The following is a 23,263-nucleotide window of genomic DNA, read 5'->3' as shown; positions in this document are numbered from 1 at the left end:
GCCTCCGGGCGGCGTTTTCTTTGTGACGACGTGACGTTGATCGCAAAGATTTGAAAGCGGAGCGTATTGGTCTAATATAGAGCTCTAATGGTGAGGGCGGCCGCGCGTCGCCGATCGGGCGAGAGCAGAATGCCGGTGCGAGACCAGGGCGACAATCCTTCGGCGGAAATCCCGGCGGCCGGCGAGGCCGCAAGGGGAGGGTGCCCGTCCGCCGGATTGTTCGGCGGACTATCCGGCAAGCTGCTCTGGCTCACCGTCTTCTTTATCATGCTCGCCGAAATCCTGATCTTCTTCCCTTCGGTCGCCAGCATGCGCCTGCGCTGGCTGCAGGAGAGGCTGAACACGGCCGCCGCCGCCGCCATCGTCATCGACGGGCTGCAGCCGATCGAGCTGCCGCGCGCCCTGCAGAAGGAAACGCTGGAAGCGACGGGCACCAAGGCGATCGTGCTGCGCAAAGAGGGCACCTCGCGGCTGCTTGCGACGACTGACATGCCGACCTCGGTCGACGAATCCTACGACCTGACCGACGTGCCGCCGCTGACGGCGATCGAAGATGCGCTCGACACCCTGGTCTTCGGCGGCAACAGGATGATCCGCGTCTATGGGCCTGTCGGCGACACGAACACCGGCGTCGAGGTGGTGATGAAGGACAGGCCGCTGCGCACGGCGATGTTCTTCTATTCCCGCAACGTCCTCCTCCTGTCGGTGCTGATCTCGCTGTTCACGGCGACGCTGATCTTTTTCGCGATCAACCGCATCCTTATCGGCCCGATCCGCCGGCTGACCGGCAGCATGCAGCAATTTTCCTCCGACCCGGAGAACCCGGCTCATATCTATATCGGAGACGGCGGCCGCGATGAGCTGGCGGTCGCCGGGCGCAACCTCACCTCGATGCAGATGGAGCTGCAGAAGACGCTAAAGCAGCAGAAGAACCTTGCGGCACTCGGGCTTGCCGTCTCCAAGATCAATCACGACATGCGCAATATTCTCGCTTCCGCGCAGCTGATGTCGGACCGGCTGGTCGATGTCGACGATCCCATGGTCAAGAGTTTCGCCCCGAAGCTCCTGCGCACCATCGATCGCGCCGTCGGCTACACCACCGAGGTGCTGTCCTACGGCAAGGCGAGCGAATCGGCGCCGCGCCGCCGCCGCATCCCCCTGTTGGAACTGACGCAGGAGGTCAAAGATATTCTGGCGATCGAGCCGCAGAGCGGTATCGAATTCGTCGAGCAGATCGGCGCCGATCTCGAAGTCGATGCCGATAGCGAGCAGCTTTTCCGCGTCATCCACAATCTCTGCCGCAATGCGCTGCAGGCGCTGATGTCGCCGGGCGAGGGCGGCCCGGGTTCTGTCAGGCGCATCACCGTGTCGGCCCAGCGCGTCGGCAGCGTCGTCAGCATCACCGTGGATGACACCGGCCCCGGCATGCCGCTCAAGGCGCGCCAGAACCTCTTTGCCGCTTTCCGCGGTTCCGCCCGCTCCGGCGGGACCGGCCTCGGCCTGACGATCGCCCGCGAGCTGGTGCTCGCGCATAGCGGCACGATTGCGCTGGTGGAAAAACCGACGGTCGGCACGCAGTTTCGCATCGAGATCCCCGATCGCCCGGTTTCGCTGGAGGATTACCGCAGCCGCACGCACTTGGAAAAGTGACATGATTTCCAACTGTGCGGCTACTCGCAGACAAACACGCGATTTTTTCAGAAATGCTCTTGCATTGTCCGAAAGGACCCTTTAGAGAACCGCCCACGCAAGCGGCACGGCCGCTTCTGCAAGCGCACCCGTAGCTCAGCTGGATAGAGCACCAGACTACGAATCTGGGGGTCAGGAGTTCGAATCTCTTCGGGTGCGCCATTTCCTTCAATTACTTGATCTGATTGCTCGGCTATCCACGGAAGCCCAGCGCCGTTGGATATTGCGCGCGTCTGCCTGTATGGTCACGGCGATGCCGCTATCGACATTGCAATAGGTGCAGGATGCCTCCTGCAGATCATGCCTTCCCGAACAATGACATTATCCGGCCGTAGGCGAGCAGCGCGGCTTTTCCTAACGCGCGCGAAGCAGCGCCTGAAAATCGCTTTGCGTTTCGCCATAGGTCTCGTTGTAGGTAGCGACCACGGACGCCTTCAGATGTTCGAGATCGACTTCGGCGGCGCTGCGCGGCGACGCGGTCTGGTATTCGTAGGTACCGACGACGGTGTCTATCGGGACAGGTCGGACGAGGCGCTTGCCGTCCACCAGCTTCAAGAGCGCGTCACCGATGAACGGGTAGGGACTATACTCGTTGTTCAGCCAGTCCGCCTGAATAGCGCCGCGGCCGATCCCCGCCGCTTCCAGCGCCTGTAGCTTGCTGCTGGGATCCCCCGATGGCTGCGTTTCGCCGGGGGCGTTGTTCGACGATTGCTGCGCGTATTCCTCGGAACAGGAAAGCACGGCGCAGACGGCGTCGCGGCCCGTCTTGGTGAGACTTGGAATTTGGGTGAGCAATGCGGTCACGGCAATCAGCAGCGCCGTGATCTGGGCGGTCGTCCCCGTCATGCGCTCCAGAAACGATTTCTTCGGTGCCTGGCCTTCGTCCTTGCTCATCACAATATCCTTGATGATGAAGCTCTGCTCCTGTTCGATCAGGATCAGTGGTGGAAACTTTAGACGCTTCCTGCCGCCATGCAACCCATTGTTGTTTCGAAAGGCATGCCGTTCAGAAATCGCTTGGCGCGGCAATATGGCTTCGCCGCCAGCCTAGCTTCGCGCAACCTTCCTGATGTATTGCGGGTCCGATGATCTCAGAGGCGTGTCGGCCGGAGGAATGTGGTGGTGGGAATTTTTCGGGCTTTGGGTGTCGCGGCCATAGTGGCGGCTCTCGCCGGCTGCATCGACCATGCGAACGAGCCCGTGCTCCTGGCGATCGGCGTTCCGGTCAATCCGCCTGAGGTTGCGAACAGCCTTTGCGTGACCGACGGCAACGCCATGTATGACGAGGCGAGGAAGCAGTATCAGCTGCGCGCGCAGCTGACGGGATATGCACAGGCCGACGCGCTGGACGCGGAAACGACCGCGCGTGCGGCCGCCCACAGGCAATATGTGGCCTGCATCTCCGGCCAGGGTTACCGGCCATTATACGCGAATTGAGAACAGAGAATTCACGTTTCGCCACAGCGCTGCCTGAGCTCCCTTCGGCCACGTCTCAAAATCGCGACTGTTCACGTTTTTAGGCGATTCGGTCACGCCGGATCGCCTGCAATCACGAGTTTTAGAAGTTGCGTCGCGAGACGGAACTCCGCATGCGGAGAAGGCATTTTCCCGAGATAAATCCAGTAAGGAGGGTTTATCATGAAAATGCCACGTCTTGCCTCTTTCACCGTTGCGCTCGGCGCTCTCCTCCCTCTCACGGCGATGGTTCCCGCGCGAGCCGCGCCCGTTCAATCGATTCACGTACCCGCCGTTTCGGACGTGAAAATGGTGCAGAATGAAGCACATGCCGGCACCCGGCATGGGTACCAGGGCTTCCGCACTGAGCGCCCCGGTACCCGCCGCCATTCCGATGGCTACTGGTATCCGCTTGCCGCGTTCGGCGTCGAGGCCGGCACCACAGGCTCCATCGTCCGTCAGCCGGTGAACAGGCCGGCGCCGGCGACAATGTGCAACCCTACGTTTTCAGGATCGATCGGCTCCGGAAGTATGCCGTGTGATAACGGCTATTGAGCCGGCAAATGAAAGAGGCGGCCACCAGCCGCCTCTTTCATGGTCGGGGCGCCGCTCACATATCTGTGACCTCCCTTGTGGCGCCGTAGAATGTGACAGATCCGCTTCCTAGCTCCTTGGCGCAACTTCCCTGAATCCTCCCAAGGAGACGACAATGACCACCACCTTCAAGAACGGCCTCGTGGCGCTGCCTTCGGCGCGATCCTCGGCCTCTCGGCTTTCTCGGCCAGGGCGGCTCCCCTTCAGTCAAGCGCTGTCGAACAGCCCGCAGCCGAGCGCCCGATCACTCAGGACGGAGCCAAGCTGCAGCACGACAGACGCACGACCGGTTCGATCGGCCAGCGCAGCGCGGACACCACGGGTTCGACCATGCCTTATATGATGAGGCCGACGAAGCCGCTGAATATGGATTGCAAGCTCAGCTTCAATCCGACGAGCAGCTCCAGCTGCAACTACTGAGGACGCCGCGGCGTTTCGCGAAAGGCGGCCTTCGGGTCGCCTTTTTCGTTCCGCTTCTGCCGAAAGTTCGGCGGCCAGGCGCGGCTCTTTCGAACATCCCACAACTGGCACCAGGCCGGCTCGTCCAGCCGGGCGGGAACGATCCTCGCGAGTTTCGGCGAGCCTTTGCCTCTATGGAGATCCGCCGGTTCACGGTCAGCTCGAACGAACAATTGCACGAGATGCAAAAATACAATAGATATAAAAATGCACTGAATGCTGATGAGGGGCGATCACAGGAAGCAAATATAAAGAGCGATTGACGCTTCCGCCTTGGAATTGCCATGCTCGCCGCGATGGTCGCATTCATAATCAATCGAATTTCAAACAGGTGGGACAATCATGATCGCAAAGACTGCACGCTCCGATTTCCTGCATTTTTTCCGCTCCTGGATCAGCAATCCCCTTCGGGTCGCCGCCATCGCGCCGTCGGGCGATTCGCTTGCCAGGATCATGACGAGTGAAATTGCAGCGTTGGACGGGCCGATCATCGAACTCGGCCCGGGAACGGGCGTCTTCACCCGTGCCCTGCTAGCGCGCGGGGTCAGTGAGGCCGATCTGACGCTGATCGAATACGGCCCGGAATTCATCGGCGCGCTGCAGGCACGCTTTCCGGACGCGCGCGTCCTGCAGATGGATGCGGCTCATCTCGCCGAGGCCGGTATTTTCGAGGGCGAACCGGTGGGCGCTGTCGTTAGCGGCCTGCCGCTGCTGTCCATGTCGCCAGACAAGATCGCCTCGATCATTGCCGGCGCCTTTGCCTATATGCGGCCGGGCGGGGCCGTCTATCAGTTTACCTACGGCCCGCGTTGCCCGGTGCCTCGGCCGATCCTCGATCGTCTCGGCCTGACGGCGGTGCGCATCGGCGGCACGGTACGCAACCTGCCGCCGGCCACCGTTTACAGGATTTCACGCAGCGAGCCGCTGGAACTTTCGCGCGACCGCGTCAGATATCGCGAGAACGAAGCCGAGGCCGATGATATCACCGCCTTCTCCAACGAAACGGGCGGCTGACTAATATTGCCGGGCAGGAATGGCTGAGAATAAGCGGACGAAGACGACGGAAGGCCGGCGGGAACGCAAGCGCCGCCAGACGCGTGAGCGCATCGAGCAGGCCGCCATGGCTCTCTTCCTCGAGCATGGCTTTGACGCCACGACGATTGAGGACATCACCGAGGCGGCCGATGTCTCCAAGCGCAGTTTCTTCGATTATTTCCCGTCCAAGGAAGAGGTCGTTTTCGCCTGGCAGGATTCTTTTGCCGATCGCCTGATGGCGGCAGTCGCAGCGAGGCCCGCCGAAGAATCCTCCGTCACGGCGGTGGAGGCGGCGATCACGGCAGCGGTAATCGATTCGATAGATGAAAGCGGCTTGGCGCTGCATGAGCTCATTCATCGCACCCCGGCGCTCAAGGCCCGCGATCAGCTGAAATATGCCAAGCTCGAGCAGAAACTCACCGAGGCGCTGCTTCTGCGCAAGGGGAACGATCCGGAAGAGCAGTCCCGCATGCGCATGCTCGCCGCGATCATCATCGGCGCGACGCGGGTCGGCGGAGAACTCTGGCAGCAACGCCCGCCAGGCGCTTCGCTGCAGGATTTCGCTCGCGAGACTTTCGCCGAGCTCTGGAAGATGCTGGCGGAATTCGGCGACGAGGCGAAGAGCCGGTCCTGACGCATATCAGCTGGGTATTGACATGATCCTATGCAACGCCGCCGGCTGAAGGCGTAGGCGCTATCCGGCTCTCCCGTAACGGTGGCGTCAGGCCGATGGCAATTTTCAGTGCCGTCACTGTTATCCGGTCGACGCCTTCCTATATTCCAAGCGTCATAGCCACATTTCTCGATATCAACTCGATGGGCGGGGCATCACCAGCCGGGCGCCGCCGCCGGTCAGGGCGGAAAGTTCGCGCGCGGAGGCATGTCCCGCTTCCGGCAGTTTCGCCGATTTTGAACGATTTCATTGACCGAGAGAGGAAAAGACCATGTCCAGTTACAACGCAGCCAAGTCAGGCACCTTCAAGATCGGCGGCGATCTCGAGATCAACCGTCTCGGTTTCGGCGCCATGCGCGTCACCGGTAAGGGCATCTGGGGCGAGCCTGCCGATCACGACGAATCCATCCGCACGCTGAAGCGCCTGCCGGAACTCGGCGTCAACTTCATCGATACGGCCGATTCTTACGGTCCCGATGTCTCCGAATGGCTAATTAGGGTAGCGCTGCATCCCTATGGCGGCAAGTCCGTCATCGCCACGAAGGGCGGCCTGACCCGTCACGGTCCTGATATCTGGCTGCCGGTCGGCCGGCCCGAATATCTGATACAGCAGGCGCATAAGAGCCTGCGCAATCTCGGCGTCGAGCAGATCGATCTCTGGCAGCTTCACCGCATCGATCCGAAGGTACCGGCCAAGGAGCAATTCGACGCGATCAAATCGCTGCTCGATGCCGGCCTCATCCGCCATGCGGGCCTGAGCGAAGTGTCCGTTGCCGACATCGAGACCGCCTCGAAGCATTTTAAGGTCGCGACCGTCCAGAACCGCTACAACCTCGTCGATCGCACCAGCGAGGACGTGCTCGATTATTGCGCCAAGCACAATATCGGCTTCATCCCGTGGTATCCGCTCGCCGCCGGCGATCTCGCCAAGCCGGGCTCGTTGCTCGATACGATCGCCAGGAAGCATGGTGCCGCGCCGAGCCAGATCGCGCTTGCCTGGGTGCTGAAGCGTAGCCCGGTGATGCTGCCGATCCCCGGCACCTCAAAGGTCAAGCATCTCGAGGAAAATGTTGCGGCGGTTGATATCACGCTGTCAGACGGAGAATTCTCGGCTCTCGATGCCGAGGGCCGGAAGCTCTTCAAGGCTGCTTGATGGAAGCCCGAACGCAGTTCGGTTTGCGCTAGTGGCCGCCCCTTACGCTGACCTACCGGGGTCGAGACCAGTGGCTTGACCCCGGCAAGGGTGGCGGCAGCCTGATGAGGGGGGCGCAGACATTCCCGCGGCTACATTTTTCCGCACAATTTTGACCATCCGGTCAAACATGCTGCAAAATGAGGCGTCGATCTGTTATTTTTGCGGCAAGCCTTGCGCTCAGCGCATTGCTGCATTGCGGTATTTTCTCTGTTCTCCATCGAATGAATTGGGTATTACTATCTTCGTAAGCAGCGCACTCCTCCTCCCAGCGCTCTTACATCGGACTGACAACACTCCTCCTCCCAGTTGTCAGTCAGGATCAAGAGCCCGGCGCACCTCCTCCCGCGTCGGGCTTTTTTCCTTTTTGCTCAGGCTTTTCCACAGCATCGTTTGACTCGGCAAGCGCCATCGGACAATTTGCGCGCGTGCCGTCTGTCTGGCGCGTGAACCGGTTGGAGTTTGGTCATGATCGGCAAATGGCGCGCCTCGCGTTCAGCTTTGGCAGCTCTTCTGGTTGCGGCCTTTGCGCTCGCTGGTTGCGGCGGCAGGCCCATCGGTGTGATGCAGGCGGCCGGCAGCGTGCCCCCGGGCACGTCGAAGGTCGATCTTCTCGTGGCGACGACGCGTGCTGCCGACGACAATCCTGCCGTGCTTTTCTCCGGCGAACGCGGCACGGGGCTGACCGTCAATGCCGTCGATGTCTCCATTCCGCCGGAAGCCAACCGCAAGGTCGGCCAGGTACAGTGGCCAAAACGTCTGCCGGCCGATCCGCTGCGCGATTTCGTCACCGTTTCCGTCGATCCGCTGGAAGGCGAGCGGGCGGGCGAGACTTGGCTGAAGAGCCATATGCCGAAAAGCCGCCGCGTGCTGGTTTTCGTGCACGGCTTCAACAATCGCTACGAGGATGCCGTCTACCGCTTCGCGCAGATCGTCCACGATTCTCATGCCGACGTTGCCCCCGTCGTCTTCACATGGCCTTCGCGTGCCAGCATCTTCGATTATAATTACGACAAGGAAAGCACCAACTATTCCCGCGACGCGCTGGAGGAATTGCTCACCCGCACCGCCGCCAATCCTGCCGTCAGCGACGTCACCGTCATGGCGCATTCGATGGGCACCTGGCTGACCGTCGAAGCGCTCAGGCAGATGGCAATCCGCAACGGGCAAGTCGCCTCGAAGATCAACAACGTCATCCTTGCCTCGCCGGATCTCGACGTCGATGTCTTCGGCCGGCAGTTCATGAGCCTCGGGAAGGAAAAGCCGCATTTCACCATCTTCGTCTCCAGGGATGACCGGGCCTTGGCCCTGTCGCGACGTATCTCGGGCAATGTCGACCGGCTCGGTCAGATCGATCCTTCGGTCGAACCCTACCGCAGCAAGCTCGAGGCGGCGGGCATCACCGTGCTCGATCTCACCAAGCTCAAGGGCGGCGACCGATTGAACCACGGCAAGTTCGCCGAAAGCCCCGAGGTGGTGAAGCTGATCGGCGACCGGCTGATTGCAGGCCAGACGATCACCGATTCTGAGGTCGGTCTCGGCGAGGCGGTCGGCGCCGTGGCGATGGGGGCTGCCCAGACTGCCGGAAGTGCGGTCAGCGTCGCCGTCAGCACGCCGATCGCAATCTTCGATCCGCGCACCCGGCGTAACTACGATGCCCAACTGAAGCGTCTCGGCCAGTCGATGGACAATACCGTCGGTTCGGTTGGCGATAGCGTCGGCGCGGGCCTTCCCGAAAGCCAGTAAAAATTCCATATGCATCGTCACCGATCTGATATATCAGAGTCGCAACGGCAATCCTGTCTGCCGTGCGATGGGTTGATTCATGGCGGATGAGACGAAGAAGAGCGTGGTTGTCGTCGGCGCAGGCGTGATCGGCGCCTCGATCGCCCTCGAGCTGCAGCGGCGTGGCCTCGCGGTGACGCTGATCGACAAGGGCGAGCCGGGACGCGGCACCTCTTTCGGCAACATGGCGAGCATCGCGCTCGATTTTGCCGCCGGTTCCGGCCCTTCGACCTGGAAGAAGATCCCCGGCTGGCTGCTCGATCCGGAAGGCCCGGTCTGGCTGCGGCCGTCCTATGCCGCCAGGATGCTGCCCTGGTTCCTGCGCTTCCTCGCCGCCGGCCGACCCTCCCGCCTGAGAGAAATCGAAGATGCCGGCATGAGCCTGTCGCATCGGGCGCTCGGCGATTTCAGGGAAATGCTGCAGGCGATCGGCGCGCCCGAGTTGATGACGGAGGAGGGCTGTCTCGCGATCTACGAGACGGAGGCGGAATTTGCCGCCGATCGTGCCCATCTCGCCATGATGCAGCGCTGCGGTCTCGAGTTCGAGGTGTTAAGCAACGGCGCCATCCAGTATTACGAGCCAGCGCTGTCGCCGGCGATTGCCCGCGCTGTGCTGCTGGCCGACAACAAGTCGATCCGCGATCCCTACAAGCTGGTGGTGAAGCTGGCCGACGCCGCCATGGCCGCGGGGGCAGCCTTCGTCTCCGGCACCGTCCGGAATATCGAGCGCAAGGGCGATGGCACCGCCGTCGTTCTTCTCGAGGATGGCAGACGCATCGAGGCCGGTTCGGTGGTGCTGGCCGCCGGCGTCCACACCCGGTTCCTTGCAGAAAAGCTCGGCGAACCGATCCCGCTTGAAACCGAGCGCGGCTATCACACTCAGATCATGAAGCCCGGCATCTCCATGCGCTATTCGGTGATCTGGCCGCATCGCGCCTTCATGGTGACGCCGACGGCGGGCGGCATCCGCGTCGGCGGCAATGTCGAGCTCGCTGGTCTCGACGCCGCTCCCGATTTCCGCCGCCCCAGGGTGCTGGTGCGCCATGCCCAGCGTGCGCTGCCGGGGCTGAAGGTCGAGGAGGCGACGGAATGGATGGGGCATCGCCCGGCGTTGCCCGATACGATCCCGATCATTTCGCCTTCGGCGAAGATGCCCGGCGTTTTCTACGCGACCGGCCACGGCCACCTGGGGCTGACCTTTTCGGCGACGACAGCGCTCGTGATCGCCGATATGGTGACCGGGGTGAAACCATCAGTCGATATCACCCCGTTCCGCATCGACCGGTATTAACTTGGAACGATCCGCGTCGATGGCGGCGTTACCCGCCACGGCTGATCTGGAGTTTTCGATATGAGATGGAAGCGCACGATCCAGCTTCTCGATGTCCACGCCGAAGGCGAAATCGGCCGCGTCGCAATCGGCGGCGTCCCGAAAATCCCCGGCGATACCATCGCCGCCCAGCTGCATTGGCTGAACACCGATCCGAAGGGCGATGAGCTCCGCCGCTTCCTCTGCCTGGAGCCGCGCGGCGCTCCGATCGGCTCCGTCAACCTGCTGCTGCCGGCGCGCCACCCGGAAGCGGATGCCGCCTTCATCATCCTGCAGCCTGACCAGGCGCATGCGAGCTCCGGCTCGAACTCGATCTGCGTCACGACGGCACTGCTCGAATCCGGCATCGTCGAGATGAAGGAGCCGGAGACGGTTGTTACCCTCGAAACCGCGGCCGGCCTCGTCAAGGCGACGGCAACCTGCCGCGACGGTCGCTGCGAGAAGGTCAGGCTCACCATGGTGCCTTCCTTCGTCCATGAGCTCGACGTCGAGATCGACACGCCGCATTGGGGAAAGATCAGGGCCGACATCTGCTACGGCGGCATCTTTTACGCGCTGGTCGATGTCGGCCAGATCAACCTTACGATCGAGAAGGCCAACGCTGCCGGCCTCGTGCAGGCCGGCATGATCCTCAAGGAGCTGATCAACCGCGACATCAAGGTCGTCCATCCCGAGATCCCGGCAATCTCAGGAATCGCCTATGTCATGTTCCGCGACACCGAGGCGGACGGCACGGTGCGCACCTGCACCACCATGTGGCCGGGCCGGGCTGACCGCTCGCCCTGCGGCACCGGCAATTCCGCCAATCTCGCCACGCTTTATGCCCGCGGCAAGGCCAAGGTCGGCGAAACCTTCACCTCGAAATCGATCATCGGCTCGGAATTCGAGGTCGGCCTCCAGGCGGTGACCGAAGTCGCCGGCCGCCCTGCGGTTATCCCCACCATCACCGGCCGCGGCTTCACCTTCGGCCTGACCCAAGTGGCCCTCGACCCCTTCGATCCGCATCCAGGCGGCTTCGCGCTGACGGATGTCTGGGGACCCTCGGCCGGCGAGATTTGACCGCTCAGGCGTGATCCCGCGGGGCGGCCTGGGCATCGGCATTAGCCAGACGGGGTCACGGCCGGGATCGTGTGGGAGAGTCTGTGGCGGGCCGCGGGGTCGCGTGCAATGCTCGCTCCGAGTATGCGTGCAGCAACGCGGGATCGTCGACCACATGCGCAGGGACTGCGTAGTAGCGGCGAACCGTCACCCCCCGGCCGGCAGCACGGTAGCTGAACGGCTCGGAACCATCTGCCTCAAACTCCGCGCGCATCGCATCGTCGACGCGGAGATACAACGTGCCTTTCATGACGAATCCGAATTGTGCGCCGTTTCGGACCAGGGCGGATCCGCCGAAGAAGCGTCGGACATCGACGGAGCCGGCCGGGGCGAGCTGGCTCGCAAAGTCGAGCGCCAGTCTGCGTGTCGTCTCGCTACTCATGCGGCTGCTCCGCCAGGGGATCGAAGAAGCCGGTGATCGCGCCGAGCCGGCCATCGGAAATCACCCCGAAGCTCGTGCCCGTTTGCAAGACCCTCTCGTCTTCCCGGCGCAGCGCCCAGCGCGCCAGCGACCGTTCATTATGATGGAGAACGCTCAGTATCTTGAACCGGCCTCCCGGTACACTCTCCTGAAATCCGGCCATGTAGGCCGAGAGACCGGCTCGTCCCGCGATCGCTCCATGAGGACCGCAATAGGTCACATCGTCAGCGAGGCAAGCCAACATTTCCGGCTCGCGAGCGTCGGCATCCAGCGACCAGATGGCCGCATATCGATTCCATAAGGCCTCAGGTGTCATAGTAGAGTCTCCAGTTGATTGAATTCGTCTTGTATCGCCTGTCGCAGGCCGGTCTTGTCTTCGCCGCCGCGAATGAGCACGAGGAGGCCCTGATAGAGGGCAAGAAGACGGATGGCTGTCCACGTCGCCTTGGCTCCATCGGCGTCCCGAGCAAAGGCCGACGCCTCGGTGAGCCTCGAGCGGAATGTGGTGCGAAGGAGGCTGAGCGCTGCCTCGACACGGGGATGCGGTTCGACATCACCTCCGAATTCCACCGCCGTGTTGGTGATCAGACAGCCGAGCGAGCCATTATCGGGCTCGTGCAGGAGTGAGAGGAAGAGTTCGCGCAAGCCTTGAAGCCCGCTCCCTGGCGGCGCATACCGCTTGATCCGTCCTTCCAGGACGATCCGGTGGTAATGTCCGAACGCTGCGTCGAAGAGGCCGGCCTTGTCGCCGAAGGAGTGATAGATGCTTCCGCCTTTGAGGCCCGTCGCCTCCTCGAGATCTCGGATGGACGCACCTTGATAGCCCTGCTTGCGAAAGATGTGCATCGCCCCCGTCAGCACCGCCTCCTCGTCGAATTCCCGCGTCCGGCCCATAGTCGCTCCGATTCTTTATCAATTGTTCTAGAATGAATGATAAAGAATAAAGATGCAATCGCCTCCCATGACTTTTCGGAAATTCTCGCCTGGTCGACCTCGGTCGTGCCAGGCGATAGCGCGGGACTGGAATGTGGCCAGGAGCGGCTCAGGACTTCGTACGAAGTTTCAACTGAGAAGAGATACCTCGACGCTCAAGGTGACGAAGACCTTCCCGTAACTGATTTCGCCGGCTTCGCCCTGACGGATGTCTGAGGCCGTCGGCCGGCGAGGTCTGAGCGTCAATAGACGAAGGGATCAACCTCGGTGTGGGCGTTCTCCTTCGGATAGATCACGCCCTTGCGCAGGATGATATTGGCGTAGAGTCGGGGCTCGCTGGTCTGGATCAGTGCGTGGGCGGCCTTGACCCGGCCGTAGAAATCCTGGCCGACGAGCGGCACCACCTGCCGGTGCGGTTCGTGCTTCGCGCAGCAGGCGATCATCTCCTCGTGCACGGGGTCGAGCCTGTCGCGCTCTGCCTTGACGGTCGAGCGGAAGATTGCCTCGGGGACGAAATCGTCGATCGGCAGCACGCTGAGGACGGCGTTCAGAACCGGGATGAGGTGGTGGCCGTCGAGCCGGATCAGGCGGCGTGCATGTTCGACACCTGGATAATTGCCGTCGACGATGGCGATCTCGTCGCCGTGACCCATGGCGCGAAGCGTAAAAAGCAGCTCCGGGCTTAAGAGCGGATCAAGTTCCTTCAGCATGGTCAATCTCCTTGAAGAGTACGTTTTGGTCGGTGAGATAGCGCGCGAAAATCGGCAGGCTGGCGCCGCCGATGGCGCGCGCTTGGGCGCCGACCGCGCCCTCGATGATATCAGGCATGACGACGCCCTGCAGGTCGAGCTTGGCGGCTTCATTGATCGTCGCCTGCACGATGCGGCTGCGCACCCAGTTGGGAAAGCCGCCGTCGATCACCGCTGCGCTGAAATCGACGATCGAGGCGGCTGCCACGATCGCCTGCGCCAGCGCCTTGGCGGTATCCTGGATCCACGTTTCCATGGGCTCGCCGAAATCCACCCAGTCGTCGGCCGAATACCAGAGCGGCTCCGGATCGATGCCGCGCTCGCGCAGCATGTTTTCAAGCACGAAGATCGAGGCGATTTCGAGCAACTGCTTCGTTTCGCCGTTCTTGCCGCGCACGGGCAGCGGTCCGATCGCGCCCGCCGTGCCGGTGCGGCCGGAAAAGATTGCTGAATTCAGCACGATGCCGCCGCCGATGAAGGAGCCGATGAAGAAATAGACGAAATCCGGGTAGGACGGCCCGACGCCGAAGACGAGTTCGGCGCCGCAGGCGCTGGTCGCATCGTTCTGCAGGAAGACCGGATGGGAGACGCGCGTGGCGACATCCGCCTGCAGATCGACGTCCCGCCAGACCTCCATGGCGCCGGGCGGCGCGCCCACCTCGTCTGCCCAGTTCCAGAGTTCGAAAGGTGCGGCGATACCGAGGCCGGCGATGCGGCCTCGCTGCTTTTCATCGAGCCGGTCCTCGATCTCCCGGATGCCCGAGGTGACGAAGGCCAGGATTTCGTTCGGCAGCGGATAGGCATAGGTCCGATGCAGCTGCATGCGGATGCGGCCGACGAAATCCATCAGCACCAGATCGGCGCTGCGCCGGCCCATCTTTAGGCCGAAGGAATAGACGGCGTCGGGATTGAGATGCATCGGGATCGACGGCTGGCCGACCCGGCCGCGCACCGGCGCGCCCCGAGAAAGCAGCCCTTCCTTTTCCAGGACCCGCATGATGACGGAGACGGTCTGCGCCGAAAGCCCGCTGCGGCGTGCGATATCGGCCTTCGACAGCGCGCCGTAAAGGCGCACCAGCGACAGCACGAGCCGTTCGTTATAAGCCCGCACCCTGACCTGGTTCGCACCTCCGGCCGGATTTAGAATTGGCGGCGGGCCCGGTGTGTTCTCCGGTCCATCCAAGGACGACATGGCCGCTCCTCCCGATCGTTGGCCTATGCCTGATTTTCGCCGAGCATGCCATATGGAATTAATAATTCAATCGGATTTATTTATTGACAAGCCGATTTCTTTTCGCTCTTAATTGCCATCGTCAAGGGCACGGGACGGCTTGTGGGGGCCTTGGGCACTCCACAGCGAAGTGTCATTTTAGCAGGTCCGGACCGCAGGGGCGGTGCCGGCAAACTCTGGGAGGAGTCCATGAAGAAATCAGTTCTCGCTTTCGGCGCGCTCGCGCTCGGTGTCGCTTTTTCCGCTCCGGCGATGGCGGCTGACGTTTCCGCCTGCCTCATCACCAAGACCGACACCAACCCTTTCTTCGTCAAGATGAAGGAAGGTGCGACGGCCAAGGCCAAGGAACTCGGCGTTTCGCTGAAGTCCTATGCTGGCAAGGTCGATGGTGACAGCGAAAGCCAGGTTGCGGCGATCGAAAGCTGCATTGCCGACGGCGCAAAGGGCATCCTGCTCACAGCTTCCGACACCAAGGGCATCGTCTCTTCGGTCAAGAAGGCACGTGATGCCGGTGTGCTGGTCATCGCTCTCGACACGCCGCTCGAGCCGGCAGATGCCGCCGACGCCACCTTCGCCACCGACAACCTGCTCGCCGGCAAGCTGATCGGCCAGTGGGCCAAGGAAACGCTCGGCGACAAGGCCAAGGACGCCAAGGTCGGCTTCCTCGACCTGACGCCGTCGCAGCCGACGGTCGACGTTCTGCGCGACCAGGGCTTCATGATCGGCTTCGGCATCGACCCGAAGAACCCGAACAAGATCGGCGACGAAGACGACAAGCGCATCGTCGGCCATGACGTGACCAACGGCAACGAGGAAGGGGGCCGCAAGGCCATGGAAAACCTTCTGCAGAAGGATCCGAGCATCAACGTCATCCACACGATCAACGAGCCGGCCGCCGTCGGCGCCTATCAGGCGCTGAAGGCCGTCGGCATGGAAAAGAACGTGCTGATCGTCTCGGTCGACGGCGGTTGCCCGGGCGTCAAGTCGGTCAAGGAAGGCGTCATCGGCGCCACCTCGCAGCAGTATCCGCTGCTGATGGCGTCGCTCGGTATCGAGGCGATCAAGAAGTTCGCCGATAGCGGCGAAAAGCCGAAGCCGACTGAAGGCAAGTCCTTCTTCGACACCGGTGTCTCGCTCGTCACCGACAAGCCGGTCTCCGGCCTCAAGTCGATCGATACCAAGGAAGGCACTGCCAAGTGCTGGGGCTGAGCCCAATCTTTTGAAAGAGAGAACGGCCGGGGCTTGATCCCCGGCCGTTTTGGACGGACGATGTGTCGTCGCCCCACCGGCTAAGCAACGAACGGATCAACAAGGGTGACGGCCTCCGCGCGAGTTCGGCGCGCGGATGCGGAGGAGGAACAATGACCGGAGCACAGGAATTCGAACGCGTCCTCGACGGCAGCGACAAGAATGTCGCGTCCTTCGAGCACCAGAAAGTCTCGCTGATAAAGCGGATTCAGCATTTTCTGCACTCGACGCCGGCCGCCGTGCCGCTGATCGTGCTGCTGCTGGCGATCATCATCTTCGGGATCGCGCTTCCCGGGCGCTTCTTCTCTTCATACACGCTGACGCTGATCCTGCAGCAGATCGCTGTCGTCGGTATTCTAGGCGCTGCCCAGACACTGGTCATCCTGACCGCCGGCATCGATCTTTCGATCGGCGTCATCATGGTGATCTCGGCCGTCATCATGGGCAATGTCGCCATCACCTACGGCATACCGACGCCGATCGCAGTGGTCGCCGGGCTTGTCGTCGGTGGCCTTTGCGGATTGCTGAACGGCGCCCTCGTCGCCTTCATGAAGCTGCCGCCCTTCATCGTCACGCTCGGCACCTGGAATATCGTCATGGCGACGAATTTCATTTATTCCGCCAACGAGACGATCCGCGACACCGACGTCGACGAACAGGCGCCGCTGCTGCATCTTTTCGCCGCGAACTTCAAGCTCGGCAGCGCCGTTCTGACGCTCGGCGTCGTTGCCATGGTGTTGCTCGTCCTCTTGCTCTGGTACGTCCTCAATCACACGGCCTGGGGTCGGCATGTCTATGCGGTCGGCGACGATCCGGAGGCGGCCAAGCTCTCCGGTATTCAGACCAAGAAGGTGCTGCTGACCGTCTACACCATATCGGGAGTGATCGCTGCCTTCGCCGCCTGGGTCTCCATCGGCCGCAACGGCTCGATCTCGCCGTCCTCTGCGGTCACCGATTATAACCTCCAGGCGATCACTGCGACCGTGATCGGCGGCATCTCGCTCTTCGGCGGCCGCGGCTCGATTCTCGGCACCCTCTTCGGCGCGATGATCGTCGGCGTTGTGTCGATGGGCCTCAACATGCTTGGCGCCGACCCGCAATGGAAAGTCCTTTTGACGGGCGTGCTGATCATCGCCGCCGTCGGCATCGACCAGTGGATCAGAAAGGTTTCGGTGTAACCATGGCTCGCGAACCCCTTCTCACCGCCCGCGGTCTCGTTAAGCGGTATGGCCGCGTGACCGCGCTCGATAATGCCGATTTCGACCTCTATCCGGGTGAAATCCTCGCCGTCATCGGCGATAACGGCGCCGGCAAGTCCTCGCTCATCAAGGCGATCTCCGGCGCTGTCACTCCTGATGAAGGGGTGATCACGCTGGAGGGCCGGCAGGTACAGTTCAGGTCGCCGATGGAGGCCCGCGAGGCCGGCATCGAAACGGTTTACCAGAACCTCGCCCTTTCGCCGGCGCTGTCGATTGCCGACAACATGTTCCTCGGCCGCGAGATCCGCAAACCCGGTCCCTTGGGTTCGTTGTTCCGCATGCTCGATCGGCCGGCTATGGAAAAGCTGGCGCGCGACAAGCTTTCCGAACTCGGCCTGATGACCATCCAGAACATCAATCAGGCCGTGGAGACGCTCTCCGGCGGTCAGCGCCAGGGTGTTGCGGTGGCTCGCGCCGCCGCCTTCGGGTCGAAGGTCATCATCATGGACGAACCGACGGCGGCGCTCGGCGTCAAGGAAAGCCGCCGCGTGCTGGAACTGATCCTCGACGTGCGCGCCCGCGGCCTGCCGATCGTGCTGATCTCCCACAACATGCCGCATGTCTTCGAGGTGGCCGACCGGATCCATATTCACCGTCTCGGCCGGCGGCTGACGGTGATCGATCCGAAGGAATACACCATGTCCGACGCGGTCGCCTTCATGACCGGCGCCAAGGCGGTGCCGACGGAGCCCGTCGCTGCATGAGCGCACGCATCGACGAAATCGCCGGCGAGGTGCTTGACCGCGCCGGCGGTGCCAGGCGTTTCCTGATTGCCATCGCCGGGCCGCCGGGTTCCGGCAAATCGACCATGGCCGATAATCTGGCAACGGCGCTGAAGGCGAAGGGCGAGACTGCCGCCGTGCTGCCTATGGACGGCTTCCACATGGACAACGCCATCCTGATCGAACGCGGTCTGCTTGCCCGCAAGGGTATTCCCGAGACCTTCGACGTCCGCGGCTTCCTCGATATCGTCCGCGCCGTCCGTCCCGCCGACCAGGAAGTCCTCGTTCCGGTCTTCGACCGGTCGCGCGAACTCGCGATCGCCTCGGCCCGGCCGATCGATCCCAGGGATCGTTTCATCATCATCGAGGGTAACTATCTGCTCTTCACCCAGGGCAAATGGGCGGAACTCGACGGCATTTTCGATTACACGATCATGCTTGCCCCGCCGTTGGAGGTGCTGGAAGAGCGTCTCTGGGATCGCTGGCGCGGCTATAAGCTCAGCGAGGAAGAGGCGAGCGCCAAGGTCTACGGCAACGATCTGCCGAATGGCCGTTTGATCCTCGAAAATCGCCGCCCGGCCGATATGACGCTGGAGATCGCGCTGGCGTGATGCCGCGGCGATAGTTTTCACACACAGAGATAATGAATGTCGCCCAAAAGTGTGCAGCGGTTTTGGGATGACGACATGCGTCAAACAAAGACCTAAAGCGCGTCGCATGAATCAATTTCAATGCGGTGCGCTTTAGTGCTATCGAGGCCGCAGACGCATCGCTTCGGAGGCCTGCCATGCAATCGATCACCATCCGCCGTCCCGACGACTGGCACCTGCATCTGCGCGACGGCGCCATGCTGGAAGGCGTGATCGCCGATACGAGCCGCACCTTCGCCCGCGCCATCATCATGCCCAATCTCGTGCCGCCCGTCGTCACGTCAGCCGACGCGACGGCCTATCGCGACCGCATCCTAAAGGCTTTGCCGAACGGTCATCGCTTCCAGCCGCTGATGACGCTTTATCTCACCGAGCATACGAGCCCCGACGATGTGGAGGAGGGCGCAAGGAGCGGCCTCATCACCGCCGTCAAGCTTTATCCCGCCGGCGCCACGACCAATTCGCATGGCGGAGTGCGCGACATGGAAAAGGCGATGCCGGTGCTGGAGCGCATGGCTGAGATCGGCCTGCCGCTCTGCGTCCACGGCGAGGTGACGACGCCTGAAGTCGATATCTTCGACCGCGAGGCCGTCTTCATCGAGACCGTGCTCGATCCGCTGCGGCAGCGCCTGCCCGAGCTGAAGGTGACGATGGAGCATGTGACGACATCGGATGGTATCGATTACATCAAGGCTGCCAAGGGCAATCTCGCCGGCTCCATCACCACCCATCATCTGATCATCAACCGCAACGCCATTCTCGTCGGCGGCATACGCCCGCATTATTACTGCCTGCCGGTCGCCAAGCGTGAGAGCCACCGGCTGGCCTTGCGCGCAGCCGCGACCAGCGGCGACGCTCGTTTCTTCCTCGGCACCGATTCCGCTCCGCACGTCGATCCGCTGAAGGAATGCGCCTGCGGCTGCGCCGGCATTTACACGTCGATCAATACGATGAGCTGCCTTGCTCATGTGTTTGAGCAAGAGGGTGCACTGGACAGGCTCGAAGCCTTCGCCTCGCTTAATGGACCGGCCTGGTATGGCCTGCCGCCGAACGAGGAACGCATCACGCTGACAAGGCAGGCCGAGCCGGTCGTCTTTCCCGCCAAGATAGAAACCGGGGCCGGGCCGGTGACGGTCTTCGATCCGATGTTTCCCTTGCATTGGCGGGTGGTGGGATAGGTATCACTTCAGCGTTTTCAATTTTAAATAGAATATTCATCTTAAGTCTCGGCGCGACGTTAAACGCGTAACATTTGCGTTGTGCGGTGCATCATTTTTTAACGGATGCATAAGACATTCCTTGTGCGGGCCCCATAAGCTGCCAGCATCCCGCGCGTCTTTTCAGACACGCACAGGACGCTGCAGCACTTTGAATTGCTGCGGAGACTGAAAAGCATGATGCTTGACTATAACTCCCTCTTATTGGCGCTCGGCGTTTCGGCGGCATGCCTCGCCGTGACGTTGATGGGCAGTTGGCTGGTCCGCCGCGATGAAACGGTGCTGCTGACCGCCACCATCGGCCTTGTCCTCGTCGTCAGCGGCATTTTCGTCTATAGCGCCTACGTGAATAGCCCGGAGACATGGCTGGGTGTGGCCAATTTCGTGCTGTTTCATGCCGGTTTCGCCACCATCTGGGGCGCCGGCAAACAGTTCCTCGCCGGCCGCCTGTCGGTGCCGGCCATTGCGATCCGCGCGCTTGCAGCGATGGTCTTCTCCATCGTGCCGATGCTGTCAGGTTATGACGGTCTGGCGTTCATCGCCGACAATCTGGCCATCGCTCTTCTGCTCTTTGCCACCGCCCGGCAATATTGGCTCGCCCGTGCCGAGGCGCCGGCGCCGCTGCTTGGCATCACCGCGCTTTATACGCTGACCGCGATCTCCTTTGTCCTGTGCGCCGCCGTATTGATATCAGACGGAAAGCTGGTGCTGGGAAAGGCACCGAGCAACTGGGCGGAGGATCTGAGCCTTGCCGTCTGCATCGCCGGGATGACCGGGATCGGCGCGCTGTCGCTGGCGCTGCATCAGTGGCGGCTCGCCGCCCGCCATCGCCTCGAGGCGATCACGGATTCGCTGACCGGCCTGCTCAACCGCCGGGCGCTCTTCGACGAATACGGCACACGCCCGATGGGGACAACGACCGCCGTTATTGTCTTCGATATCGATCATTTCAAATCCGTCAATGACCGCTTTGGCCATGCTGCCGGTGACGGCGTGCTCAAGGTCTTCGCCGGCGAGCTTGCCACCCATTGCCGCACTGGCGATACCGCCGCCCGGCTCGGCGGCGAGGAATTCGCTCTGGTGCTGAAGGAGATCATGCCCGGCCGTGCCGAACTTGCGGCCGAGCGCATCCGCAGGGCGTTCGAATCCCGCGAGATCCATATCGACGACGAGGTGCTGACATGCACGGTCAGCGTCGGCGTGGCGCCCGGCCGCTCGAAGCCCCTGGATTTCGAGGCAATGCTGAGTGCCGCCGACAAGGCGCTCTACGCCGCCAAGCGCGCCGGCCGTAATCGCGTCGAGCTTGCCGGCCACCTGCAGGCGATCCCAGCCGCGGCATCGCGCACGGCATCTTGATTCCCGGCGGATCCTCTCTTAACGTCACCATCGGCCGGATGCAGCCAGCCGCCCCGCGACGCCCAGGCGTTATGGTGAATGCATCCAGGAATATCCTTCACATCCCTTGCCGTTTGGCGATTGATGGCGAACGGGTCAGCAGACGCGGGCACTGATCGTCCTGTTTGCCGCCAACGGAAGGATGACATCATGCGCGATTTTCGCGACGCCAAGCTTATGGCAAAAACCCTGCGTCAGGCGCTTGCTGACCGCGATATTTCCCTCACCCACAGCGAAACCCTGGAGATTGTCGCCAGACAATTCGGCTTCGATCAGTGGAATATTCTCTCCGCAAAACTGAATGATGCCGAAGGCGTAAAATCGGCTATAGGCATCGACCCACCCGTGCCGATCTTCCGCATCTTCTCGGTCGAAAAAGCCATGGAATTTTATTGCGGCTTCCTGGGCTTCACGCTCGATTGGGAGCACCGTTTCGGCGAGAACTCCCCGCTTTATTGTCAGGTCTCGCGTGAAAGCATGCAATTACATCTGAGCGAGCATTCCGGCGATGCCAGCCCCGGCGCCGGCATTTTCGTGCGGGTGAAGGATGTGCGCGCCTACCAGGCCGAACTCGCCGCCAAGAACTACCGCTATATGAACCCGGGTATCGAGGAAGCGCCCTGGGGCTTCGAAATGGGCGTCATTGACCCCTTCAACAACCGCATTACTTTCTGCGAGCAGGACTAAAGCAATTCCAGCAAAACTGTGCAGCGGTTCTGCGTCCGAAATTGCATGAAAACAAAGGAAGGGCGGAGGGCATTCCCTCCGCCCTTTTCAGATCAGCATCAGCGCACGAACGAAGGCGACCGAGGAGAGCAGCGAGGCGATGGTCCTCACATGGTTCCACCAAGTCCAGTCCCTGAGATAGGTGGTCCAGAGTGCCACCGTTTCCGGCGCGTTGCCGCTCACCTTCGCGAGCGCATCGTTCATCGGCACGTTGAAGACGATGGTCGAGAGGAACGAGGCGACGACATAGAGTGCCGCGCCTCCCAACATCAGCGAAGATGCCCCGCCGTGCCAGTTGATGGTCGACAGCACGGCGATGACGATGCAGAGGATCGCCGTCGGCACGAAGAGCACCATGAAGGGCGAGCGGACGATCGTCACATTGATCGAGTTCATCGCGGCAATACCCTGTTCCGCCGGAATCCTCGAAAAGGCGGTCATGACGAAGGTCGAGAAGGCGAAGAAAATGCCGGCCACGAGGCCGCTGCCGACAGCGGCAGCGGCGAGGCATATGACGAGAAGGATCTGCATGGTCAGGCGCTCCATATTCCGGTTGCCGCGGTGCGGCGGGCATAGTGGCTGAAATCGGTGGCGGGACGGCCGAGAATATCGGTGACGCCGCTCATGGTGCCGGAATTTCGCCCGTCGAGCACTTGGCCGAAAAGCTCCTCCAGAAGGTCGATCAGTCCGCGGGGCAAGCCCGCGGCGGCGAGCCCCGCGGTGAATTCAGCCATTGAGACCTGCTCGTATTCGATCGGTCGTCCCGGTGCCGCGGCGATTTCGGCGACCGCTTCGCGGAATGTCAGTGCCCGGGGGCCGGTCAGTTCATACGTCCTGTTGCGATGGCTGGGATCGGTCAAGGCCGCGACGGCGGCATCGGCAATGTCCTCGGCATCGATGAAGGGTTCCTTGATCTCGCCTGCCGGCAATTGCAGCCGGCCGGCAAGGATCTCTTCCAGAAACGCGCCCTCGCTGAAGTTCTGGCAGAACCAGGAGGCGCGCAGGATGGTGTGGCCGATGCCTGACGCTTTCAGGGCCGCCTCGCTCCGCTGAGCGCCCTCTTCGCCGCGTCCGGAGAGCAGGACGATGTGGTCAAGGTGGCATTCCATTGCGACCCTGGCGAGTGCTCCAATCGCCTCCGCAGCCCATGCGACGGAGAGATCCGGCTGGAAGGCGACATACGCGCTCGATGCGCCCTCGAGCGCGCCGCGCCAGGTCGATCTCTCCTCCCAGTCGAAGGGACGTGCGCTGGAGCGCGATGCGGCGCGAACGGCGAGGCCACGCTCCTCCAGGCGTTTCATGATGCGGCCGCCGGTCTTTCCCGATCCACCGACGAGGACGATTTCGGAATTCTGCATGTCGAAGCTCCTTCCTTGGGTTCAAAACAAGAGAAAGTCTCTTA

General features: G+C 62.1%; 23 protein-coding genes, 1 tRNA gene and 2 pseudogenes. 18 read left to right on the top strand and 8 right to left on the bottom strand.

Annotated features, from left to right (window positions below):
* Positions 1 to 129: 129 nt before the first annotated feature.
* Complete coding sequence (locus EFB14_RS12455) at positions 130 to 1,650, top strand: ATP-binding protein (protein WP_125842105.1); 1,521 nt, start codon at positions 130 to 132, stop codon at positions 1,648 to 1,650.
* A 124-nt stretch (positions 1,651 to 1,774) separates the two neighbouring features.
* Positions 1,775 to 1,851: transfer RNA gene (locus EFB14_RS12450), tRNA-Arg, on the top strand.
* Between the two features lie 192 nt (positions 1,852 to 2,043).
* On the opposite strand, the gene EFB14_RS12445 is transcribed toward EFB14_RS12450, so the two are convergent.
* Positions 2,044 to 2,583, bottom strand: coding sequence for a hypothetical protein (locus EFB14_RS12445; RefSeq protein WP_126825650.1), 540 nt, complete (start codon positions 2,581 to 2,583; stop codon positions 2,044 to 2,046).
* Positions 2,584 to 2,805: 222 nt separating this feature from the next.
* On the opposite strand from EFB14_RS12445, the gene EFB14_RS12440 reads away from it, so the two are divergent.
* From EFB14_RS12440 to EFB14_RS12400, 9 genes and pseudogenes are all read left to right on the top strand, one after another.
* Positions 2,806 to 3,126: a hypothetical protein gene (locus tag EFB14_RS12440; protein WP_125842109.1), complete on the top strand. Its 321-nt coding sequence runs from the start codon at positions 2,806 to 2,808 to the stop codon at positions 3,124 to 3,126.
* A gap of 201 nt (positions 3,127 to 3,327) precedes the next feature.
* A complete protein-coding gene (locus EFB14_RS12435; protein ID WP_126825646.1) occupies positions 3,328 to 3,699 on the top strand; it encodes a cell surface protein in 372 nt (123 codons plus the stop codon).
* 154 nt (positions 3,700 to 3,853) lie between these two features.
* Positions 3,854 to 4,158: pseudogene (locus EFB14_RS33405) on the top strand (hypothetical protein).
* A 381-nt stretch (positions 4,159 to 4,539) separates the two neighbouring features.
* The gene (locus EFB14_RS12425) at positions 4,540 to 5,211 is read left to right on the top strand and encodes a class I SAM-dependent methyltransferase (protein WP_126825643.1); all 672 of its coding nucleotides are present in this window, start codon (positions 4,540 to 4,542) and stop codon (positions 5,209 to 5,211) included.
* A gap of 19 nt (positions 5,212 to 5,230) precedes the next feature.
* Complete coding sequence (locus EFB14_RS12420) at positions 5,231 to 5,866, top strand: TetR family transcriptional regulator (protein WP_125842117.1); 636 nt, start codon at positions 5,231 to 5,233, stop codon at positions 5,864 to 5,866.
* A 310-nt stretch (positions 5,867 to 6,176) separates the two neighbouring features.
* Positions 6,177 to 7,058, top strand: a complete 882-nt coding sequence (locus EFB14_RS12415) for an aldo/keto reductase (RefSeq protein WP_125842119.1) — start codon at positions 6,177 to 6,179, stop codon at positions 7,056 to 7,058.
* Between the two features lie 507 nt (positions 7,059 to 7,565).
* Positions 7,566 to 8,843, top strand: coding sequence for an alpha/beta hydrolase (locus EFB14_RS12410; RefSeq protein ID WP_125842121.1), 1,278 nt, complete (start codon positions 7,566 to 7,568; stop codon positions 8,841 to 8,843).
* A 79-nt stretch (positions 8,844 to 8,922) separates the two neighbouring features.
* On the top strand, positions 8,923 to 10,173 hold the full coding sequence (locus tag EFB14_RS12405; protein ID WP_126825639.1) for an NAD(P)/FAD-dependent oxidoreductase: 1,251 nt from the start codon (positions 8,923 to 8,925) through the stop codon (positions 10,171 to 10,173).
* Positions 10,174 to 10,233: 60 nt separating this feature from the next.
* On the top strand, positions 10,234 to 11,271 hold the full coding sequence (locus EFB14_RS12400; protein ID WP_125842125.1) for a 4-hydroxyproline epimerase: 1,038 nt from the start codon (positions 10,234 to 10,236) through the stop codon (positions 11,269 to 11,271).
* Positions 11,272 to 11,312: 41 nt separating this feature from the next.
* Here the strand turns inward: EFB14_RS12400 and EFB14_RS12395 are convergent.
* The 5 genes and pseudogenes from EFB14_RS12395 to EFB14_RS12375 all read right to left on the bottom strand — a co-directional run bounded on the left by EFB14_RS12395 (position 11,313) and on the right by EFB14_RS12375 (position 14,605).
* Positions 11,313 to 11,692 (bottom strand): annotated as a pseudogene (locus EFB14_RS12395) (TfoX/Sxy family protein).
* Positions 11,685 to 12,047 (bottom strand): nuclear transport factor 2 family protein, encoded by a 363-nt coding sequence (locus tag EFB14_RS12390; protein ID WP_126825633.1) that lies wholly within the window; start codon positions 12,045 to 12,047, stop codon positions 11,685 to 11,687. The pseudogene EFB14_RS12395 and the gene EFB14_RS12390 overlap by 8 nt, the downstream one beginning before the upstream one ends.
* Positions 12,044 to 12,625, bottom strand: a complete 582-nt coding sequence (locus tag EFB14_RS12385) for a TetR/AcrR family transcriptional regulator (protein ID WP_125842131.1) — start codon at positions 12,623 to 12,625, stop codon at positions 12,044 to 12,046. The genes EFB14_RS12390 and EFB14_RS12385 overlap by 4 nt, the downstream gene beginning before the upstream one ends.
* A 281-nt stretch (positions 12,626 to 12,906) precedes the next feature.
* The gene (locus EFB14_RS12380; RefSeq protein ID WP_125842133.1) at positions 12,907 to 13,374 is read right to left on the bottom strand and encodes an RbsD/FucU family protein; all 468 of its coding nucleotides are present in this window, start codon (positions 13,372 to 13,374) and stop codon (positions 12,907 to 12,909) included.
* Positions 13,358 to 14,605: an ROK family transcriptional regulator gene (locus EFB14_RS12375; RefSeq protein WP_125842135.1), complete on the bottom strand. Its 1,248-nt coding sequence runs from the start codon at positions 14,603 to 14,605 to the stop codon at positions 13,358 to 13,360. The genes EFB14_RS12380 and EFB14_RS12375 overlap by 17 nt, the downstream gene beginning before the upstream one ends.
* A 228-nt stretch (positions 14,606 to 14,833) precedes the next feature.
* Between EFB14_RS12375 and EFB14_RS12370 the strand changes: the two genes are divergently transcribed.
* The 7 genes from EFB14_RS12370 to EFB14_RS12340 all read left to right on the top strand — a co-directional run bounded on the left by EFB14_RS12370 (position 14,834) and on the right by EFB14_RS12340 (position 21,822).
* The gene (locus tag EFB14_RS12370; RefSeq protein ID WP_125842137.1) at positions 14,834 to 15,853 is read left to right on the top strand and encodes a sugar ABC transporter substrate-binding protein; all 1,020 of its coding nucleotides are present in this window, start codon (positions 14,834 to 14,836) and stop codon (positions 15,851 to 15,853) included.
* Positions 15,854 to 16,005: 152 nt separating this feature from the next.
* Complete coding sequence (locus EFB14_RS12365; protein WP_125842139.1) at positions 16,006 to 17,070, top strand: ABC transporter permease; 1,065 nt, start codon at positions 16,006 to 16,008, stop codon at positions 17,068 to 17,070.
* 2 nt (positions 17,071 to 17,072) lie between these two features.
* Entirely contained in the window at positions 17,073 to 17,855 is a 783-nt protein-coding gene (locus tag EFB14_RS12360) for an ATP-binding cassette domain-containing protein (protein ID WP_125842141.1), read from the top strand.
* Positions 17,852 to 18,484, top strand: a complete 633-nt coding sequence (locus EFB14_RS12355; protein ID WP_125842143.1) for a nucleoside triphosphate hydrolase — start codon at positions 17,852 to 17,854, stop codon at positions 18,482 to 18,484. Before EFB14_RS12360 ends, EFB14_RS12355 begins: the two co-directional genes overlap by 4 nt.
* Before the next feature lie 176 nt (positions 18,485 to 18,660).
* Positions 18,661 to 19,701, top strand: a complete 1,041-nt coding sequence (gene pyrC, locus EFB14_RS12350) for a dihydroorotase (protein WP_126825630.1) — start codon at positions 18,661 to 18,663, stop codon at positions 19,699 to 19,701.
* Positions 19,702 to 19,917: 216 nt separating this feature from the next.
* On the top strand, positions 19,918 to 21,096 hold the full coding sequence (locus EFB14_RS12345) for a GGDEF domain-containing protein (RefSeq protein WP_125842148.1): 1,179 nt from the start codon (positions 19,918 to 19,920) through the stop codon (positions 21,094 to 21,096).
* Between the two features lie 189 nt (positions 21,097 to 21,285).
* Positions 21,286 to 21,822, top strand: coding sequence for a glyoxalase superfamily protein (locus tag EFB14_RS12340; RefSeq protein ID WP_125842150.1), 537 nt, complete (start codon positions 21,286 to 21,288; stop codon positions 21,820 to 21,822).
* Positions 21,823 to 21,909: 87 nt separating this feature from the next.
* Here EFB14_RS12340 and EFB14_RS12335 read toward each other — a convergent pair whose 3' ends face one another.
* The gene (locus EFB14_RS12335; RefSeq protein ID WP_126825627.1) at positions 21,910 to 22,392 is read right to left on the bottom strand and encodes an anthrone oxygenase family protein; all 483 of its coding nucleotides are present in this window, start codon (positions 22,390 to 22,392) and stop codon (positions 21,910 to 21,912) included.
* Positions 22,393 to 22,394: 2 nt separating this feature from the next.
* Entirely contained in the window at positions 22,395 to 23,219 is an 825-nt protein-coding gene (locus EFB14_RS12330; RefSeq protein WP_126825624.1) for an NmrA family NAD(P)-binding protein, read from the bottom strand.
* Between the last annotated feature and the right edge of the window lie 44 nt (positions 23,220 to 23,263).

Origin of the sequence: Rhizobium fabae (genome assembly GCF_003985135.1) — a bacterium.
Taxonomy (GTDB): domain Bacteria; phylum Pseudomonadota; class Alphaproteobacteria; order Rhizobiales; family Rhizobiaceae; genus Rhizobium; species Rhizobium pisi.
Note: the sequence above shows the minus strand (reverse complement) of the source record. Positions and strands in the feature narration are given on the sequence as shown.

Coding starts and splice junctions, on each gene's coding strand:
- EFB14_RS12445 (WP_126825650.1), bottom strand. CDS start 2,583: ATGAGCAAGGACGAAGGCCAGGCACCGAAGAAATCGTTTCTGGAGCGC.
- EFB14_RS12340 (WP_125842150.1), top strand. CDS start 21,286: ATGCGCGATTTTCGCGACGCCAAGCTTATGGCAAAAACCCTGCGTCAG.
- EFB14_RS12410 (WP_125842121.1), top strand. CDS start 7,566: ATGATCGGCAAATGGCGCGCCTCGCGTTCAGCTTTGGCAGCTCTTCTG.
- EFB14_RS12455 (WP_125842105.1), top strand. CDS start 130: ATGCCGGTGCGAGACCAGGGCGACAATCCTTCGGCGGAAATCCCGGCG.
- EFB14_RS12380 (WP_125842133.1), bottom strand. CDS start 13,374: ATGCTGAAGGAACTTGATCCGCTCTTAAGCCCGGAGCTGCTTTTTACG.
- EFB14_RS12385 (WP_125842131.1), bottom strand. CDS start 12,625: ATGGGCCGGACGCGGGAATTCGACGAGGAGGCGGTGCTGACGGGGGCG.
- EFB14_RS12415 (WP_125842119.1), top strand. CDS start 6,177: ATGTCCAGTTACAACGCAGCCAAGTCAGGCACCTTCAAGATCGGCGGC.
- EFB14_RS12355 (WP_125842143.1), top strand. CDS start 17,852: ATGAGCGCACGCATCGACGAAATCGCCGGCGAGGTGCTTGACCGCGCC.
- EFB14_RS12425 (WP_126825643.1), top strand. CDS start 4,540: ATGATCGCAAAGACTGCACGCTCCGATTTCCTGCATTTTTTCCGCTCC.
- EFB14_RS12345 (WP_125842148.1), top strand. CDS start 19,918: ATGATGCTTGACTATAACTCCCTCTTATTGGCGCTCGGCGTTTCGGCG.
- EFB14_RS12400 (WP_125842125.1), top strand. CDS start 10,234: ATGAGATGGAAGCGCACGATCCAGCTTCTCGATGTCCACGCCGAAGGC.
- EFB14_RS12365 (WP_125842139.1), top strand. CDS start 16,006: ATGACCGGAGCACAGGAATTCGAACGCGTCCTCGACGGCAGCGACAAG.
- EFB14_RS12375 (WP_125842135.1), bottom strand. CDS start 14,605: ATGTCGTCCTTGGATGGACCGGAGAACACACCGGGCCCGCCGCCAATT.
- EFB14_RS12390 (WP_126825633.1), bottom strand. CDS start 12,047: ATGACACCTGAGGCCTTATGGAATCGATATGCGGCCATCTGGTCGCTG.
- EFB14_RS12420 (WP_125842117.1), top strand. CDS start 5,231: ATGGCTGAGAATAAGCGGACGAAGACGACGGAAGGCCGGCGGGAACGC.
- EFB14_RS12335 (WP_126825627.1), bottom strand. CDS start 22,392: ATGCAGATCCTTCTCGTCATATGCCTCGCCGCTGCCGCTGTCGGCAGC.
- EFB14_RS12435 (WP_126825646.1), top strand. CDS start 3,328: ATGAAAATGCCACGTCTTGCCTCTTTCACCGTTGCGCTCGGCGCTCTC.
- EFB14_RS12360 (WP_125842141.1), top strand. CDS start 17,073: ATGGCTCGCGAACCCCTTCTCACCGCCCGCGGTCTCGTTAAGCGGTAT.
- EFB14_RS12370 (WP_125842137.1), top strand. CDS start 14,834: ATGAAGAAATCAGTTCTCGCTTTCGGCGCGCTCGCGCTCGGTGTCGCT.
- EFB14_RS12330 (WP_126825624.1), bottom strand. CDS start 23,219: ATGCAGAATTCCGAAATCGTCCTCGTCGGTGGATCGGGAAAGACCGGC.
- pyrC (WP_126825630.1), top strand. CDS start 18,661: ATGCAATCGATCACCATCCGCCGTCCCGACGACTGGCACCTGCATCTG.
- EFB14_RS12405 (WP_126825639.1), top strand. CDS start 8,923: ATGGCGGATGAGACGAAGAAGAGCGTGGTTGTCGTCGGCGCAGGCGTG.